Source organism: Pseudomonas sp. NCIMB 10586, from assembly GCF_023127895.1.
Lineage (GTDB): Bacteria > Pseudomonadota > Gammaproteobacteria > Pseudomonadales > Pseudomonadaceae > Aquipseudomonas > Aquipseudomonas synxantha_A.
Genome location: NZ_SPKQ01000018.1, coordinates 57591 through 73597, shown reverse-complemented (window position 1 = coordinate 73597; position 16007 = coordinate 57591). Strand labels below are relative to the sequence as shown.

At 60.2% G+C, this 16007-nt stretch carries 13 protein-coding genes; 3 read left to right on the top strand and 10 right to left on the bottom strand.

Annotation, left to right across the window (positions count from 1 at the left end; translation table 11 throughout):
- The first annotated feature begins 42 nt into the window (after window positions 1-42).
- From E4P01_RS08430 to E4P01_RS08420, 3 genes are read left to right on the top strand one after another with little or no spacing between them, the layout of a single operon-like run.
- A complete protein-coding gene (locus E4P01_RS08430) occupies window positions 43-1167 on the top strand; it encodes a GNAT family N-acetyltransferase (RefSeq protein ID WP_032877545.1) in 1125 nt (374 codons plus the stop codon).
- Complete coding sequence (locus E4P01_RS08425) at window positions 1167-2945, top strand: HAMP domain-containing sensor histidine kinase (RefSeq protein ID WP_216090813.1); 1779 nt, start codon at window positions 1167-1169, stop codon at window positions 2943-2945. The genes E4P01_RS08430 and E4P01_RS08425 overlap by 1 nt, the downstream gene beginning before the upstream one ends.
- Window positions 2935-4332, top strand: a complete 1398-nt coding sequence (locus E4P01_RS08420) for a sigma-54 dependent transcriptional regulator (protein WP_078820408.1) — start codon at window positions 2935-2937, stop codon at window positions 4330-4332. Before E4P01_RS08425 ends, E4P01_RS08420 begins: the two co-directional genes overlap by 11 nt.
- 124 nt (window positions 4333-4456) lie before the next feature.
- On the opposite strand, the gene E4P01_RS08415 is transcribed toward E4P01_RS08420, so the two are convergent.
- From E4P01_RS08415 to glpK, 10 genes are all read right to left on the bottom strand, one after another.
- The gene (locus E4P01_RS08415; RefSeq protein WP_034118321.1) at window positions 4457-4795 is read right to left on the bottom strand and encodes a GlpM family protein; all 339 of its coding nucleotides are present in this window, start codon (window positions 4793-4795) and stop codon (window positions 4457-4459) included.
- Window positions 4795-6132 (bottom strand): sigma-54 dependent transcriptional regulator, encoded by a 1338-nt coding sequence (locus E4P01_RS08410; protein WP_032877540.1) that lies wholly within the window; start codon window positions 6130-6132, stop codon window positions 4795-4797. The genes E4P01_RS08415 and E4P01_RS08410 overlap by 1 nt, the downstream gene beginning before the upstream one ends.
- Complete coding sequence (locus E4P01_RS08405) at window positions 6129-8030, bottom strand: sensor histidine kinase (protein WP_032877539.1); 1902 nt, start codon at window positions 8028-8030, stop codon at window positions 6129-6131. Before E4P01_RS08405 ends, E4P01_RS08410 begins: the two co-directional genes overlap by 4 nt.
- A gap of 170 nt (window positions 8031-8200) precedes the next feature.
- Entirely contained in the window at window positions 8201-8935 is a 735-nt protein-coding gene (locus E4P01_RS08400; protein ID WP_003188952.1) for an amino acid ABC transporter ATP-binding protein, read from the bottom strand.
- Window positions 8932-9603 carry an ABC transporter permease subunit gene (locus E4P01_RS08395; protein ID WP_003188954.1) on the bottom strand — a complete coding sequence of 224 codons (672 nt, stop codon included), beginning with the start codon at window positions 9601-9603 and terminating at the stop codon, window positions 8932-8934. The genes E4P01_RS08400 and E4P01_RS08395 overlap by 4 nt, the downstream gene beginning before the upstream one ends.
- Window positions 9603-10349 (bottom strand): amino acid ABC transporter permease, encoded by a 747-nt coding sequence (locus E4P01_RS08390; protein WP_005785247.1) that lies wholly within the window; start codon window positions 10347-10349, stop codon window positions 9603-9605. The genes E4P01_RS08395 and E4P01_RS08390 overlap by 1 nt, the downstream gene beginning before the upstream one ends.
- 193 nt (window positions 10350-10542) lie before the next feature.
- Window positions 10543-11469: a glutamate/aspartate ABC transporter substrate-binding protein gene (locus E4P01_RS08385; protein WP_005785249.1), complete on the bottom strand. Its 927-nt coding sequence runs from the start codon at window positions 11467-11469 to the stop codon at window positions 10543-10545.
- Between the two features lie 362 nt (window positions 11470-11831).
- Window positions 11832-13370 (bottom strand): glycerol-3-phosphate dehydrogenase, encoded by a 1539-nt coding sequence (glpD, locus tag E4P01_RS08380; protein ID WP_078820410.1) that lies wholly within the window; start codon window positions 13368-13370, stop codon window positions 11832-11834.
- Between the two features lie 276 nt (window positions 13371-13646).
- Window positions 13647-14402, bottom strand: coding sequence for a DeoR/GlpR family transcriptional regulator (locus E4P01_RS08375; protein WP_003188962.1), 756 nt, complete (start codon window positions 14400-14402; stop codon window positions 13647-13649).
- 73 nt (window positions 14403-14475) lie between these two features.
- Window positions 14476-15981, bottom strand: coding sequence for a glycerol kinase GlpK (glpK, locus tag E4P01_RS08370; RefSeq protein WP_005785253.1), 1506 nt, complete (start codon window positions 15979-15981; stop codon window positions 14476-14478).
- Window positions 15982-16007: the final 26 nt, after the last annotated feature.

The window sequence follows — 16007 nt, the reverse complement described above, 5'->3', positions numbered from 1 at the left end:
CTCACATTTGATCGGCGTTCGCCATAGAAATAAGGGCAATCTGTGATAACCACCCAAGCCTTCCCGACCATCCGGGCGATCCAGCGCGATGCCTGGAATGATTGTTTTCCCGGTGCCCTGGAGGATTGGGACTATTATCTGGCCGTGGAAAACGCCGCTATCGATGATTTTCAGTGGCGTTACCTGGCGGTCTACGAAGATGAAACGTTAGTGGCTGTGGCTGCTGCGTTCATTACCCATTATCGCCTCGACACCACGGTGTCGGGGGCGGGCAAGCGCGTGACCGAACGCCTGGCTCGCCTGTGGCCGCAGGCTTTGCAATTGGCGCTGTACGCCATTGGTTCGCCGGTGGCTGAGCGTTGTGATGCGGGGGTCGCCAGCCATGTGCCCGAGGCCCGCCGCGCGTTGTTGTTGCGCCAGTTACTGGCGGCTGCGCGTCGGGATGCCGACCATTTCGGTATTGGGCTGGTGGCGGTCAAGGACGCGCCGACCAACGACCCGCATTGGGCCGACAGTTGTCGTGCGGCCGGCTTTCAGACCATGCCGAGCTTGCCGACCGGGGTGTTGCCGTTGCCCTATGGGTCGGTGGATGCGTACCTGGGCTCGCTGGGCAAATCCACGCGCAAGGACCTGCGTCGCAAGCTACGGGCACCCGGGCCGCGCATCGAGTGGCGGCACAACGTCGATGATGTGCTGCCCCAGATCATGCGCCTGTACGAGGCCACGCTTGCGCGCGCAGATCTACAGTTCGAGCGCCTGCCTGCCGCTTACTTCACCGGCGTGCTTGAACACCTTCACGAACGGGCGGTCTGTGTTCTTTACTGGGTGGACGAACGCCTGGTGGCGTTCAACCTGATCCTGCTGGATGAGCAGCGGCTGGTGGATAAGTTCTTTGGCCACGACATCGAATTCAGCCGTGAGTACAACCTGTACTTTCGCAGTTGGCTGACCAATGTCGACTATTGTATTGAGCACAATATCCCGGTGTACGAGTGCGGCCAGGCCGGGTATGCCAGTAAACTGCGGCTGGGGTGCGAGTTCGAGGGCAACAGCCTGTTCTTCCGCCACCGCAACCGGCTGGTCAACGGCCTGCTCAAGCTTGTAAAACTGTTTATTCGACCGGATCGTTCCGACCCTGCCATGGCTGCTGCGATAAGCGAAACCTGATGATCACCAAGACCCGCCAGAAAGCCCGCCCCTTTGCCATTTCGCGTTGGAGCGTCCAGCGCAAGCTGGTGCTGGCGTTCTGGCTGGTCAGCGTTATTCCGACCATGATCGCCGCTGAGCTGGCCGCCACCACGCTGTCGCAGATTTTCGACAGCAACGTGCGTATCTGGCTGCAAGAATCGACCAAGATCGTCAAGGATGAGATCGGTGACATCCTTCATGACAACGCGCGCATGGCCAAGCTGTTCTTGCGCTATACCAGCCCACCGTCGTCCAAACAGGCGGCCAAGCATGACCGGCTGACCGCCGACATTGCCGATGCCACCGATATCGACGTGGTCGCGCTGATTCGCACCAGCGACCACAAAGTGGTGTTCAGCACAGCCGCCGATGACATCGTCAGGCAGATCAACCTGACCAGCAATGCCGTGCTGCAGACCGTGCAAGTCGCGGGGGTGAGCACGGGGCTGGTGGTGTCAACCTTCGAGACCAGCCGCGATGGCGTTGATTACCTGTTGTTGGTGGCGACCTACCTGGACAGCAGTTTCCTCACCAGCGTGGCCGATGTGCACTCCCTGGACCTGCGTTTGTACCTGGCCAACCCGGCGGGTTTTTCCGAGATATTTTCCACCCAGCGTTTCGAGAATCACCCTTCGCGCATCCCGAAGAACGTCGAGGCCGCGCTGCGCAGCACCAAGCAGCCCAGCGAGCAATTCACTAACCAGTACAGCGGTTTGTACTGGCCGATCTTCAATGATGCCGGCGAACTGCAAGGCGTTATATTCAGCGGCCTGTTGCGTCACACCAGCCTGGTAGGGCTGGTGAACCAGAGCAACCTGTTCGTGCTGATCTTCCTGCTCAGCTCGGCGCTGTCACTGGCGGCTGGGGTGCTGGTGTCGCAGCGCCTGACCAAACCGCTGCGCGACTTGTCCCAAGGTGTGAACGCGGTGATCTCCGGTAGTTACGCGCATCGCGTGGTGGTCAGTGGCGGTGATGAACTGGCGCAGTTGAGCAGCACCTTCAACCACATGACCGAGCGCCTCGGCGAACTGCACCACCTGGAAGCCCAACTACGCCGGCGTGATCGGCTGCATGCCCTGGGTGAAGTCGCCATGGGCCTGGCCCATGAAATCCGCAACCCGCTGGGCATCATCAAGACCGCCACCCAATTGTTGCATCGGCGGGCCGACCTCGCGGAAACCGATAAGCGTCACCTGGAGTACGTCATCAGCGAGGTCAGCCGCATCAACGAGCTGATTACCGAGTTTCTCGATTTCGCCAAACCCAATCCACCGATACGCGTGCTGCAGCCGGTACGTGCCCTGGTGGAAGAAATCCTCGGTTTCTGCGGCCCGGAGCTGAGCACTCACAATATTGATGCACAGATTGACGATCAGGCGCCCGACGCCACGATCTATGCCGATGCCAAGCAGCTCAAGCAGGCTTGCCTCAATCTGATACTCAACGCCATCGACGCGATGCCCGAAGGCGGGCGCCTGACCCTGGGCATCCGCAACGTGGGCGACAACACGGTGATCAGCATCGCCGATACGGGCCAGGGTATCCCGGCGGATATGGTCGAGCGTATCTTCACGCCGTTTGTCACCACCAAGGCATCGGGCACCGGACTGGGCCTGGCCAAAGTCTATTCGATCATGGAAAGTCACGACGGCAGCATCGAATGCGCCAGTGAGAAAGATGCCGGCGCCACCTTCAGCCTGTACATTCCGGCTAACGGTGAAGACGACGGCGAGGATGAGGACGGGCATGACGCATAACGTATTGGTGGTGGACGACGAGCCCAAGCTCTGTGATTTGCTGACCCAGGCCCTGAGCCAGAACGGTATCCAGGTGTTCAGCGCGGGCAACGGCCTGCATGCGCTCAAGGTGCTGGGCGAGGAGGACATCGACCTGGTGATCAGCGACTGGCGTATGCCGGGCATGGACGGGCCGGCATTGCTGGCCGAGATCAAGGTGCGCTATCCACAGGTGCCGGTGATTGTGATGACCGCCTACAGCACGGTAAAAAATGCCGTGCAGTCGATGCGCAACGGTGCCTATGACTACATCGCCAAGCCGTTCGATATCGACGAGCTGGACATCACCGTGGCCAAGGCCCTGCAATTTCGCGACATCATGCGCGATAACGCGCGGATGCGCGCCGAGCTGGATGAACATGCGCAGTTCGACAGCCTGGTGGGCGACAGCCCGGCGTTTCGCAAGGTGCTGCAAGCCGTGGATTCGGTGCGTGACAGCAGCGCAACCATCCTGCTGACCGGCGAAAGCGGCACCGGCAAGGAAATGGTCGCCCGCGCCATCCACAAGCATGGCAGCCGCGCCGACAAACCCTTTGTGGCCGTCAACTGCGCGGCGATTCCCGAAGGTTTGCTGGAAAGCGAGATGTTCGGCCATCGCAAAGGCGCCTTCACCGGCGCCGTGGCCGACCGGGTAGGGCGCTTCATGCAGGCCGACAAGGGCACGCTGTTCCTCGATGAAGTGGGGGACATGCCCCTGGCGTTGCAGGCCAAGATTTTGCGCGCCTTGCAAGAGCGGGTCATCGAGCCGGTGGGCGACCCACGCGAGCGCAAGGTGGATGTGCGGGTCATTGCCGCCACCAACAAGAACCTGCTGGACGCAGTGGCGAACAAAGAGTTTCGCGAAGACCTCTACTACCGCCTCAACGTCTTCCCGATTCCATTGCCGGCCCTGCGTGAGCGCGTGGAAGATATCGCGCCCCTGGCCCGGCATTTCGCCCAGACCTTGAGCGCCACCGCCGGTAAGCGCACTACCGGCTTCAGCCCCGAGGCATTGCAGGCGATGGCGGCGTATCACTGGCCGGGCAATATCCGCGAGCTGCAAAACTGCGTGGAGCGCGCGACCATCGTGGCAGCGTCGCCGGTGATCGAGGATATTGATTTGCCGGGTTATCTGTTTGCTTCAAAACCGAGCGAGGGCGATGTGACGGCGATCCTCAGCGACGGCCCGGGCGTGCCGCAGGATCTGGATGCGGCGCTGGCCGAGGTGGAGAAAGCCTACATTCTGGCGGCGTTGCAGGAGAGCAACGGGGTGCAGGCCGCGGCGGCGCAGCGGATCGGGATTTCCGAGCGCAGTTTCTGGTATCGACTGAAGAAACTGGGCATTCAGGTCGACAAAATAGTCCGCTGATGCTGCGTAGCTAAAAAATGTGGGAGGGGGCTTGCTCCCGATAACGGTGTGTCAGTCAGTACATATTTCCCTGATCCACCGCTATCGGGAGCAAGCCCCCTCCCACATTTCTTACCGAGTTGAGTCAGGAGTGGAGGCGAACCCAGATGCTGACAAGGATCGAGGCGGCCATCAACCAGGCCACGGCGGCCACTGCCAGGGACGCTTCCAGTCGCATCCGATCGACCATCACATACAAGGTTGCCAGGTACACAAAGTACGGAATGATCGACCACATCCCGAACACGATGGTGGTCTTCAAATCCTCCACCGAACGCCCTTTGCCGACGATGTAGTGGGCGATCAGCGCGAAGGTCGGAAACAGTGGCACCAAGCCTGCGATGTAATAGTTTTTGGTCTTGGCCAGTGCCGCCAGGATCAGCACCACCGCCGCGCCAAGTGCGGCCTTCAAGAACAGATCCATCAGTGGCTCAACCCGTATTTCTTGACCTTGTCGAACAGCGTGGTCTTGGCCATGCCCAATTCCTGGCTGGCCTGGGTCAGGTTGCCGCCGCTACGCTGCAGGGCGTCCACCAGCAAGTTGCGCTCAAAGGCTTCTACCGCTTCGGTAAAGGCCAGGCCATGGTTGCCGCTGCTGGCGCCGCTTTTCTTGAAGGCGGGCAGCCCCAGGGCAAAACGTTCGGCGACGTTGCGCAGTTCACGCACGTTGCCCGGCCAGTCGTGGCTCATCAGGCTCGACAAGGTCTGGTTGTCCAGCTCCGGCACCGCCCGGTCGAAGCGCAGCGACGATTGCTGCAGGAAGTGTTCGAACAGTTGCAGGATGTCTTCGCGCCGCTCGCGCAAAGGCGGCAGTTCCAGGGTGACCACGTTGAGGCGGTAGTACAGGTCGCTGCGGAACTGGTTGGCGCGGCTCAGTTCGTCGAGGTCGGACTTGGTGGCAGCGATTACCCGGCAATCCACTGCCACGCTCTGGTTCGAACCCAGGCGCTCCAGGGTGCGTTCCTGCAGCACCCGCAGCAGTTTGATCTGCAGGTTGATCGGCATACTTTCCACTTCATCGAGGAACAGCGTGCCTTGGTGGGCGTGTTCGATCTTGCCGATGCGGCGTTTGCCGGCGCCGGTGAAGGCATTGGCCTCGTGGCCGAAAATTTCGCTTTCGAACAGGTTTTCCGGCAGGCCCCCGCAGTTCAAGGCGACGAACTGATGGGAGTGGCGTCGGCTGAAATCATGCAGGCAACGGGCAACCAGCTCCTTGCCAGTGCCAGTCTCACCTTCGATCAGCACGTTGGCCGACGTGTCGGCGACGTTGGCGATCAGCTCGCGCAGGTTCTGCATCGCCGGCGAGCGGCCAATGATGCGGCCTTCCAGCGAATCACGCTCGGCCAACTGGCGGCGCAGTGACCAGACCTCTCGCGCCAGCCCACGCTGCTCCAGGGCGCGACGGGCAACGTCGACCAGGCGCTCGGGAGAGAAGGGTTTTTCCATGAAATCGTAGGCGCCGTTGCGCATGGCGCCGACGGCCATGGAAATATCGCCATGCCCGGTAATCAGGACCACCGGCAGGCTTTTATCCAACGCCTTGAGGCGGGTCAGCAGCTCCAGACCATCGATGCCCGGCAGGCGAATATCGCTGATGACGATGCCGGCAAAGTTTTCGCCGATACGTTTGAGCGCTTCTTCGGCGCTGCCCACGCCGACGCTGTGGATGTCTTCCAGCGCCAGGGCCTGTTGGCAACCGAGCAGCACGTGGGGATCATCTTCGACGATCAGCACGGTCAGTTCTTGGGGATCAGTATTCATGTCGACTCAACTTTTTTAGCGCCCGCCAGCGGCAGGTTAAGGACAAAGGCAGTACCACCACCGGCCGGGTGTTCCACGGCCAGGCTGCCACCGGTCGCGGCTGCGAGGCTCGCGGACAGGGTCAGGCCCAGGCCCAGGCCTTGTTCGCCGGGCTTGGTGGTGAAGAAGGGTTCGAACAAATGCTTGCGTGCCTCAGGGGCGATGCCGTGACCATTGTCGCGTACCAGCAGGCGGTATTTGCCCTCGGTACTCTGGCCCTCCAACCACAATTGCGGCGCCGGTTGCGTCTGCATCGCGTCCAGAGCATTACCGATCAGGTTGACCAGAATCTGTTCCAGGCGTGTCTGGTCGATCTGCAACTGGGCGGGTGCGAAGTCGCGGTGCAAGGTCAGTGGCAAACCGTCCAGGCGTGCGCCCAGCACCTGGAACGCAGCGTCCACGGCCTTGCCCAGGCTGGCTTCGCCCTGGTCATCGCCGCGCCGGGCGAACGAGCGCAGGCTGGCGGTGATACGGCCCATGCGGTCGATCAGTTCGTTGATGGTCTTGAGGTTGGTGCTGGCGGTGTCCAGGGCGCCGCGCTCAAGGAAGCGCACGGTATTGCCGGACAGGGTGCGCAGCGCGGCCAGCGGCTGGTTCAACTCGTGGGCGATGCTGGTGGACATCTGGCCGATGGCGGCGAGTTTGCCGGCCTGCACCAGTTCGTCCTGGGCGCGGCGCAGGGTCTCTTCGGCCTGGCGCCGTTCGCGGATCTGGCCCTTGAGCCGTTCGTTACTGGCGCGCAGGTCGGCGGTGCGTTCGGCGATCCGCCGCTCCAGTTGGCTGTTGGCTTCCTGCAGGGCTTCCCGAGCGGCGAGGCGGGTGGCGATGACCTTGCGTCGCTCGTTCCAGGCAATCAGCAGGAAGGCGACAAGGCCGAAGGCAACTGCCACCAGGATGCCCTGATTGATCGCGGCACGGCGCAGATCATTGAGCGGGGTGAGCAGGGTGAAATTCCACGGCGTGTCGTTGAGCGGTCGGGTTTGCGCCAGGTAGCTGACGGCGTGCTGGTCGTTGACCACTTCCGAATTGGCCGGGAAGGTCAGTTTCTCGGTGCCTTCGTTCAGGCGCTCGCGGGCCAGGGGTTGCAGTTCATTGAGCGTCGCCCAGTAATATTGCAGGCTGTGGGCCAGGCGATCCTTGGTGTCATCGCTCAGCGGGCGTACAGCCTTGAGGCGGCGCGCCGGGTCACTGGACAGAATGATGATGCCATTCTCGTCGCTCACGAACGCCTCGAGACGGGCGCGCTGCCAGCGTTCTTCGAGGGCTTCGAGGCGCACCTTGACCACGGCGACGCCGATGATCTTGCCGTGCTCTTCCAGGCCATGGGCCAGGTAATAGCCGGGTTCGCCGTTGGTGCTGCCGATACCGTAGAAACGGCCGGGCTGGCCGCGTACGGCATTCTGGAAATAGGCGCGAAAAGACAGGTCCTCACCCTGGTAACTGTCGGCATCGCGCCAGTTACTGGTGGCCAGCACGCGGCCGGTGGTGTCCATCACGTAGATGGCTCGGCTGCGACTGCGACGATTCAGGCCCTCAAGGTAGTCGTTGACCGTTTTGCGGGTTTCCTGGTTCGGCTCGGCCAGCAATTGCGACACGCTGGACTCCAGCTCCAGCAGGCTGGGCAGATAGGTGTATTTGCTCAGTTCACTTTCGACGGTGCGGGCGTGCAACTCCAACTGGCGTTCGCCGTTGTCGCTGAGGGTGCGGATGCCATAGTACTCGCTGACCCAAAAGCCGATATAACCCAGGCCGATCATCAGGGCGATGATCAACGGCGGAAGGAACAGTTGGCGTATCAGACGAGGCTTCACGGCAAGTGATGGCGGCGCGGCGCGATATTGATTGGGGTCGCATTTCATCACAGATGCCTTGGGTCAACCAGAGCTGCCAGCCTGTGCGATCCAGTGTGGGAGGGGGCTTGCCCCCGATAGCAGTGTGTCAGTCGATACATCTGTCACTGATCCACCGCTATCGGGGGCAAGCCCCCTCCCACATTGGCCATATTCCTACAGTGGGAGCTGTTTAGTACTTAGTGCTGCAGGATTTTCTCAAGGAAGTGCTGCGCACGTTCGGAGCGTGCGCTGATGTCGCCGAAGAACTCTTCTTTCGGGCAGTCTTCGATGATCTTGCCGGCGTCCATGAAAATCACGCGGTCGGCCACTTTGCGCGCGAAGCCCATTTCGTGGGTCACGCACATCATGGTCATGCCTTCATGGGCCAGTTGCACCATCACGTCGAGCACTTCGTTGACCATTTCCGGGTCCAGCGCCGAGGTCGGTTCGTCGAACAGCATGACGATCGGGTCCATGGCCAGGGCGCGGGCAATCGCCACACGTTGCTGCTGGCCGCCGGAGAGCTGGCCAGGGTGCTTGTGGGCGTGTGCCGACAAGCCCACGCGGTCGAGCAGTTGCAGGCCCTTCTTGGTGGCTTCTTCCTTGCTGCGGCCCAGCACCTTGATCTGCGCGATGGTCAGGTTTTCAGTGATAGTCAGGTGCGGGAACAGCTCGAAGTGCTGGAACACCATGCCAACGCGTGAACGCAGTTTTGGCAGGTTGGTCTTCGGGTCGGCGATGGAGGTGCCATCGACCACAATGTCGCCCTTCTGGAACGGTTCCAGCGCGTTGACGCACTTGATCAGGGTGGACTTGCCCGAGCCGGAGGGCCCGCACACCACGATCACTTCGCCTTTTTTAACCTCGGTGCTGCAATCGGTCAGCACCTGGAAGTCGCCATACCACTTGTTGATGTTCTTGATAGAGATCATACGGCAAACCTTTTTTGCAGACGCTTGACCAGCAGCGAGGCGGAAAAGCTGATGATGAAGTAGACGACACCGGCAAAGATCAGGAACTCATTGGAGCGGCCGATGATGTCGCCGTTGGAGCGGGCGGAGTTGAGGAAGTCCACCAGGCCCACGGTGTAGACCAGGGAGGTGTCCTGGAACAGGATGATCGACTGTTGCAGCAGCAACGGCGTCATCTTGCGGAACGCCTGGGGCAGGATGATCAGGCGCATGGTCTGGCCGTAGGTCATGCCCATCGCTTGTGCCGCTGCCATCTGGCCCTTGGGGATCGACTGCACGCCGGCCCGCACGATTTCGCAGAAGTACGCAGCCTCGAACATCATGAATGCCACGACGCAGGAAGTGAACGCACCGATCGGCGTATCTTCGCCGGTGATCCAGCGCAGTACGAACGGCACCGCCAGGTAGAACCAGGTGATCACCAGCAGCAGCGGGATCGAGCGGAAGTAGTTCACATAGGCGCCGGCCACACGCGACAGCAGTTTATTGGACGACAAGCGCATCAGGGCCAGGATGGTCCCGATGATGATGCCGCCGACCACGCCCATGACCATCAGCTTCAAGGTCATGACCATGCCGTTCCACAGGCCCGGGATGGCGGGGATGATGCCGCTGAAATCGAAGTCCATTATTTACCCCCCACGGAGATCAGGCCGGGCACTGCGACTTTCTTCTCCACTACGCGCATCAGCAGCATCAGGCTCATGTTCAGGGTGAAGTAGATCAGCGTGGCCAGGGTGAAGGCTTCAAACAGGTTGGCCGAAAACTCGGCGGTCTGTTTGGTTTGCGCCAGCAGTTCCATCAAGCCGATCAAGGACGCCACGGAGGAGTTCTTGAACACGTTGAGGAATTCGGAGGTAAGCGGTGGAATGATGATGCGATACGCCTGGGGCAGCAGCACGTTCCAGTAGATCTGCGGCAGCTTGAAGCCCATGGCGCGCGCGGCGGATTCCTGGCCACGTGGCAGCGCCTGGATGCCTGTACGTACTTGCTCACACACACGGGCGGCGGTGAACAGGCCCAGGCACACCACAACGCTCAGGTAGGCCGAGGTGGTCGGGTTCAGGTCTTGTTTGTACCAGTCCTGCAGGTTTTGCGGCAGCATGTCCGGTACCAGGAAGTACCAGATGAACAGCTGAACCAGCAGCGGCACGTTACGAAACAGTTCTACGTAGCAGGTCGCAATGCCCGACACGAGGCGGTTTGGCACCGTGCGCATGACCCCCAGAATGGAGCCCAGCAGCAAGGCGATAATCCATGCCACGATGGCGATGGCGATGGTCCAGCCCAGCCCGGAGATGTACCAGTCGAGATAAGTCTCGCTGCCCACGCCGGTGGACTTGAAGAACACGCCCCAGTCCCAGTTGTAATTCATTAGGGTCTCCCCTCGAGATCGATCGATGTACAAGCACCCGCTTGGGAAGATCCTTTTCCGCCCGACAATGAATGCCAGGCACACGCGATCGGCTCGAAAACCGCCAGGTCGAGTGTTCCAAGTTGAAGCTAGCAGGTAATTACAGACGCCTGAGGGAGGGTTGGCTCCCTCAGGAGATAAGCTTAGTCAGGTATCAGATTTTTACTTCTGGCGCTGGTTTGTCGCTTGGGTTGGCGATCAGCTCCTTGACCTTGTCGCTCATCGGGAAGTTCAGGTTCAGGCCCTTCGGTGGGATTGGGCTTTCGAACCATTTGGCGTAGATCTTGTTGATCTCGCCGGACTTGTACAGGGCGACAATGGCGTCATCCACGGCTTTCTTGAAGTCCGGGTCGCCTTTGCGAACCATGCAAGCATAGGCTTCGAAGGACTGCGGGGTGCCTGTGATAACCCAGTCATCCGGCTTCTTGGCCTTGGCTTCTTCGCCGGCCAGCAGCGCGTCGTCCATCATGAACGCAACGGCACGGCCGCTTTCGAGCATCTGGAAGGATTCGCCGTGGTCTTTGGCGGAGATAACGTTCATGCCCATCTGCTTGTCGGCGTTCATCGCCTTGATGATGCGCTCGGACGTGGTGCCGGCGGTGGTCACGACGTTCTTGCCTTTGAGGTCGGCAAAGTCAGCGTAGGACGGCTTGCCTTCCTTGTCTTTCTTGACCAGCAGGCGGGTGCCGATTTCGAAGATGTTGACGGTGAAGTCGACTTGCTGGGCGCGTTCGGCGTTGTTGGTGGTGGAGCCGCACTCCAGATCCGCGGTGCCGTTCTGGATCAACGGGATACGGGTTTGCGAGGTCACCAGGTTGTATTTGGCTTTCAGGTCGGGTTTGTTCAGGTCTTTTTTCAGTTGTTCAACGACGGCCAACTGAATGTCGTGGGAGTAGCCCACGGGTTTGCCCGAACCATCCGCAATGTAGGAAAACGGAATAGAGCTGTCGCGGTGAGCGAGAGTGATGGTGCCGGAGTCGTTGATTTTCTTCAGCGTGCCGGTGAGTTCTGCGGCGAAAACTGGAGTGCTGATCAGAGCAGCAGCGATAGCTGCGCCCAGGATATGGGGAACGATACGCATCAATACTTCCTCGACATTTGTTTTTTTTATGAAGCCAGGTGAACGGCTCTCTTGTATAGCGAATGCCCGTGACGGCTCCTAAGGCGCCTCAGGTAATCGTCAGAGAGTGTAGAGCATGAGTCGTGCCATACCGAAAATAAAAGGGTAACTACATGATTTATATGGAGATTAACTTTTTGTTTCGGCGATATTTTCAGGCGGAGGTCCGGCAAACCGAATAGGGTGGAGGGGTGTGTTCGGAAAACCGAATAGTCCGTAGGGGCGAGCTTGCTCGCGAAAAACGCAAAAACGCCGCGTTTATGCTGAATAAACGCGGCGCTCTCAGGTTTTTCGCGAGCAAGCTCGCTCCTACAATTGGGCGGTCAGGCCGCTTCGATCTTGCTGCGGCTCTGCTCGACCTTGGACAGGTAACGCTGCAGGTTTTCCTGCTCCTGCGGTGTGGTGAACAGGCCAAGCTTGGTACGGCGCCACAGCACGTCCTGCGGTTGGGTCACCCACTCTTCGGCGCACAGGTAGTCGACTTCGCGGGTATACAGGCCGCCACCCAGGTGGTCACCGAGGTCGGCCAGCGATTGCACGCCTTCCAATAGGCGCCAGGTGCGGCTGCCATAAGTGGTGGACCAGCGACGGGCGATCTCGCTCGGCACCCAGTCGAACTTGTTGCGGATGGCTTCGGCCAGCGCTTCAGGCGTGCTCATGTTTTCGCCGCCGGGCAGGCTGGCGGTGGCGGTCCAGCTTGGGCGCATCTGGGTAAAGTACGGCGCCAGTTGGGCCATGGCCGATTCGGCCAGCTTGCGATAGGTGGTCAGCTTGCCGCCGAATACCGACAGGATCGGCGCTTCGCCGGAGCCGCCGGACAGCGACAGGGTGTAGTCACGCGTAATGGCCGATGGGTTGTCCGACTCGTCATTGCACAGTGGGCGCACGCCGGAATACGTGTGGACGATATCCTCGCGGCTCAGCTGCTTCTTGAAGTGCGCGTTGACCACTTTGAGCATGTAGTCGGTTTCACCTTCGGTAATCGCTACTTTAGCCGGGTCGCCCGTGTATTCGCGGTCGGTGGTGCCGATGATGGTCAGGTGGTTCAGGTACGGAATGGTGAAGACGATGCGTTGGTCTTCGTTCTGCAGGATATGCGCGTGGGCGCCCTCGTACAGTCTTGGCACGATCAGGTGGCTGCCCTGGATCAAGCGGATGCCGTAAGGTGAATCCAGCTTCAGGTCGTCCCTGATGAATTTGGCTACCCACGGGCCGGCGGCATTCACCAGCGCGCGTGCGCGGATCGAGAACAGGCTGCCGTCGGCACGTTCCATGTTCATTTCCCACATGCCGTTGCTGCGCTTGGCGCTGACGCAACGAGTCTGGGTGTGGATGTGCGCGCCTTTCTCGCGGGCAGCCATGGCGTTGAGTACCACCAGGCGGGCGTCGTCGACCCAGCAGTCGGAGTATTCAAAGCCCTTGGTGATTTCGCTTTTGAGCGGGCTGTCGGCGCCGAACTTGAGGCTTTTGGAACCTGCCAGCTTTTCGCGCTTGCCCAAGTGGTCATAAAGGAACAGACCGGCACGAATCATCCACGCCGGGCGCAGGTGCGGGCGGTGTGGCAGTACGAAGCGCATTTGCTTGACGATGTGCGGGGCCTTGGCCAGCAGTACTTCACGCTCGGCGAGGGCTTCACGCACCAGGCGGAATTCGTAATGTTCCAGATAACGCAGGCCACCGTGGATCAGCTTGCTGCTGGCCGAAGACGTGTGGCTGGCCAAGTCATCCTTTTCGCAAAGGAATACCGACAAACCGCGCCCGGCTGCGTCTGCTGCAATGCCGACGCCGTTGATCCCGCCGCCAATCACGGCAACGTCATAGACTTCGGCAAGCGGTGGAGCAGGCAAGGTGGAAGGGTTCATCGGCTAGCCTCGCGATCTTTTCGTCTTGGAATTCGAACATTAATGTTCATTTGCGAAAATGGTAGCTGATAAATGCGGGCACAGCCAGCTTACTTCGATTGAAAAAACTCATCGAAGGGCAGGAAAAGGAAAATTTGTGAACATGAGTCGGGGGAAGACTCAAGAGGTTGAGTGCTGGATAGATCGCCATCGGGAGCAAGCCCCCTCCCACTTTGGTATGTGTTCACAGCTCAAAATGTGGGAGGGGGCTTGCTCCCGATGGCGGCAGTGCAGGCGCTACACGACCTCGAGCCGCACCTTATGCTCATTCAACACTTGCACCAATGCGGGCACTGGCTGTTGATCAGTCACCAGGCAATCCACAAGGCTGATCGGCCCCAGGCGAATCATGGCATTGCGCCCGAATTTGCTGGAGTCCGCCGCCAGGATCACCTGCCGCGCATTGGCGATGATGGCCTGGGAAACCCGTACCTCCTGGTAATCGAAGTCCAGCAGGCTGCCGTCCTCGTCGATCCCGCTGATACCGACCAGGGCAAAGTCGACCTTGAACTGATTGATGAAATCGACACTGGCCTGGCCCACCACGCCGCCATCGCGGCGCACGTTGCCGCCGGTCAGCAACACATCGAAGTCGTCCTTGGCACTGAGCATGGTGGCGACGTTGAGGTTATTGGTGATGATTTTCAGGTGGCTGTGATTGAGCAGCGCACGAGCGATGGATTCGGTGGTGGTGCCGATGTTGATGAACAGCGAGGCATGATCGGGAATCTGAGCGGCGATGGCTTCGCCGATGCGTTGCTTCTCGTCACGCATCTGATCGGCCCGCATGGCGTACGCGGTGTTCTCGACACTGGAGTCATAGGCCGCGCCGCCGTGGTAGCGGCGCAGCAGATTGGCGTCCGCCAGTTGGTTGATATCGCGGCGGATGGTTTGCGGGGTGACAACGAATAGCTGCGCCATTTCCTCGATACTGACGTAGCCGCGTTCGCGGACCAGTTCGAGGATTTGTTGTTGGCGGGGAGGCAGATTCATGGGGCGTCCTTTGGGCTGCCATACAAAAGTGGCCCATGATGACGCAGGAATCCGCTCCCTGCCAGTTACAACCTTATTCAGCGCCTTCGTGCGGTTCCCAGTCACGGGTGCGGCTCACCGCTTTTTGCCAGCCGGCGTAGAGTTTCTCTTTGGCCGCTTCATCCAGCTGTGGTTCGAACTCGCGCTCGATCACCGCCTTGCCACGCAACTCCTCCAGGCTGCCCCAGAAGCCACACGCCAGGCCCGCCAGGTAGGCGGCGCCGAGGGCAGTGGTCTCGCGCATTTGTGGGCGTTCGACCTGAGTGCCGAGGATGTCGGCCTGAAATTGCATCAGGAAGTTGTTGGCGACCGCACCACCGTCCACGCGCAGGGCCTTGAGGCGTTCGCCCGAGTCCTGTTGCATGGCATCGAGTACATCGCGGGTCTGGTAGGCAATCGACTCCAGCGCCGCACGAATGATGTGGTCTACGCGTACGCCTCGTGTCAGGCCGAACAGCGCGCCACGGGCATACGGGTCCCAGTACGGTGCGCCCAGGCCGGTAAAGGCGGGTACCAGATACACGCCGTTGCTGTCCTTGACCTTGCCGGCGAAGTATTCGGTGTCGTGGGCGTCGTTGATGATTTTCAGCTCGTCACGCAGCCATTGCACAGTGGAACCACCATTGAATACCGCGCCTTCCAGAGCGTAAGCCACTTCACCGCGGGGGCCGCAGGCGATGGTGGTGAGCATGCCGTGCTTGGATTTCACCGCCTTGTCGCCGGTGTTCATCAGCAGGAAGCAACCGGTGCCATAGGTGTTCTTGGCCTGGCCGGCTTCGACGCACATCTGGCCGAACAGCGCGGCCTGTTGGTCACCGGCAATACCGCCAATGGCGATGCCACTTTTGGTGCGGCCGTAGATTTCGGAGGACGACTTCACTTCGGGGAGCATTTCCCGCGGGATGTCGAGAATCTCCAGCATCTTCGCATCCCACTCCAGTGTGTGGATGTTAAAGAGCATGGTGCGCGACGCGTTGGTGTAGTCGGTGACGTGGGTCTTGCCGCCGGTAAATTTCCAGATCAGCCAGCTGTCGACGGTGCCGAACAACAGCTCGCCATTGCGCGCACGTTCGCGGCTGCCTTCGACGTTGTCGAGGATCCACTTGAGCTTGGTGCCGGAGAAGTACGGGTCGGTAACCAGACCGGTAGTGTCGCTGATGTACTGCTCATGGCCGTCGCGCTTGAGTTGCTGGCAAATTTCGGTGCTGCGTCGGCACTGCCAGACGATGGCGTTGTAGATCGGGCGACCGGTGATTTTATCCCAGACCACGGTGGTTTCACGCTGGTTGGTGATACCGATGGCGGCAACCTGATCATGGTGCAAGCCGGCCTGGGCCAGCGCCTCTACCATCACCGCGCTTTGGGTGGCGAAGATTTCCATCGGGTCATGCTCAACCCAGCCGGCCTGCGGGTAGTGTTGGACGAATTCACGTTGCGCGGTGCACACCACGTTGGCGTCGCGATCGAAGATGATCGCCCGCGAACTGGTGGTGCCCTGATCGAGGGCAATGATGTAGTTCTTATTCTGAAGGTCGGTCATGTCAATTGCCTTGAACGAAATAAGGA

Excerpts from the sequence above, each read along its gene's own strand:
- E4P01_RS08425 (WP_216090813.1), top strand. The coding sequence starts at position 1,167 with ATGATCACCAAGACCCGCCAGAAAGCCCGCCCCTTTGCCATTTCGCGT.
- E4P01_RS08420 (WP_078820408.1), top strand. The coding sequence starts at position 2,935 with ATGACGCATAACGTATTGGTGGTGGACGACGAGCCCAAGCTCTGTGAT.
- E4P01_RS08415 (WP_034118321.1), bottom strand. The coding sequence starts at position 4,795 with ATGGATCTGTTCTTGAAGGCCGCACTTGGCGCGGCGGTGGTGCTGATC.
- E4P01_RS08410 (WP_032877540.1), bottom strand. The coding sequence starts at position 6,132 with ATGAATACTGATCCCCAAGAACTGACCGTGCTGATCGTCGAAGATGAT.
- E4P01_RS08405 (WP_032877539.1), bottom strand. The coding sequence starts at position 8,030 with ATGAAATGCGACCCCAATCAATATCGCGCCGCGCCGCCATCACTTGCC.
- E4P01_RS08400 (WP_003188952.1), bottom strand. The coding sequence starts at position 8,935 with ATGATCTCTATCAAGAACATCAACAAGTGGTATGGCGACTTCCAGGTG.
- E4P01_RS08395 (WP_003188954.1), bottom strand. The coding sequence starts at position 9,603 with ATGGACTTCGATTTCAGCGGCATCATCCCCGCCATCCCGGGCCTGTGG.
- E4P01_RS08390 (WP_005785247.1), bottom strand. The coding sequence starts at position 10,349 with ATGAATTACAACTGGGACTGGGGCGTGTTCTTCAAGTCCACCGGCGTG.
- E4P01_RS08385 (WP_005785249.1), bottom strand. The coding sequence starts at position 11,469 with ATGCGTATCGTTCCCCATATCCTGGGCGCAGCTATCGCTGCTGCTCTG.
- glpD (WP_078820410.1), bottom strand. The coding sequence starts at position 13,370 with ATGAACCCTTCCACCTTGCCTGCTCCACCGCTTGCCGAAGTCTATGAC.
- E4P01_RS08375 (WP_003188962.1), bottom strand. The coding sequence starts at position 14,402 with ATGAATCTGCCTCCCCGCCAACAACAAATCCTCGAACTGGTCCGCGAA.
- glpK (WP_005785253.1), bottom strand. The coding sequence starts at position 15,981 with ATGACCGACCTTCAGAATAAGAACTACATCATTGCCCTCGATCAGGGC.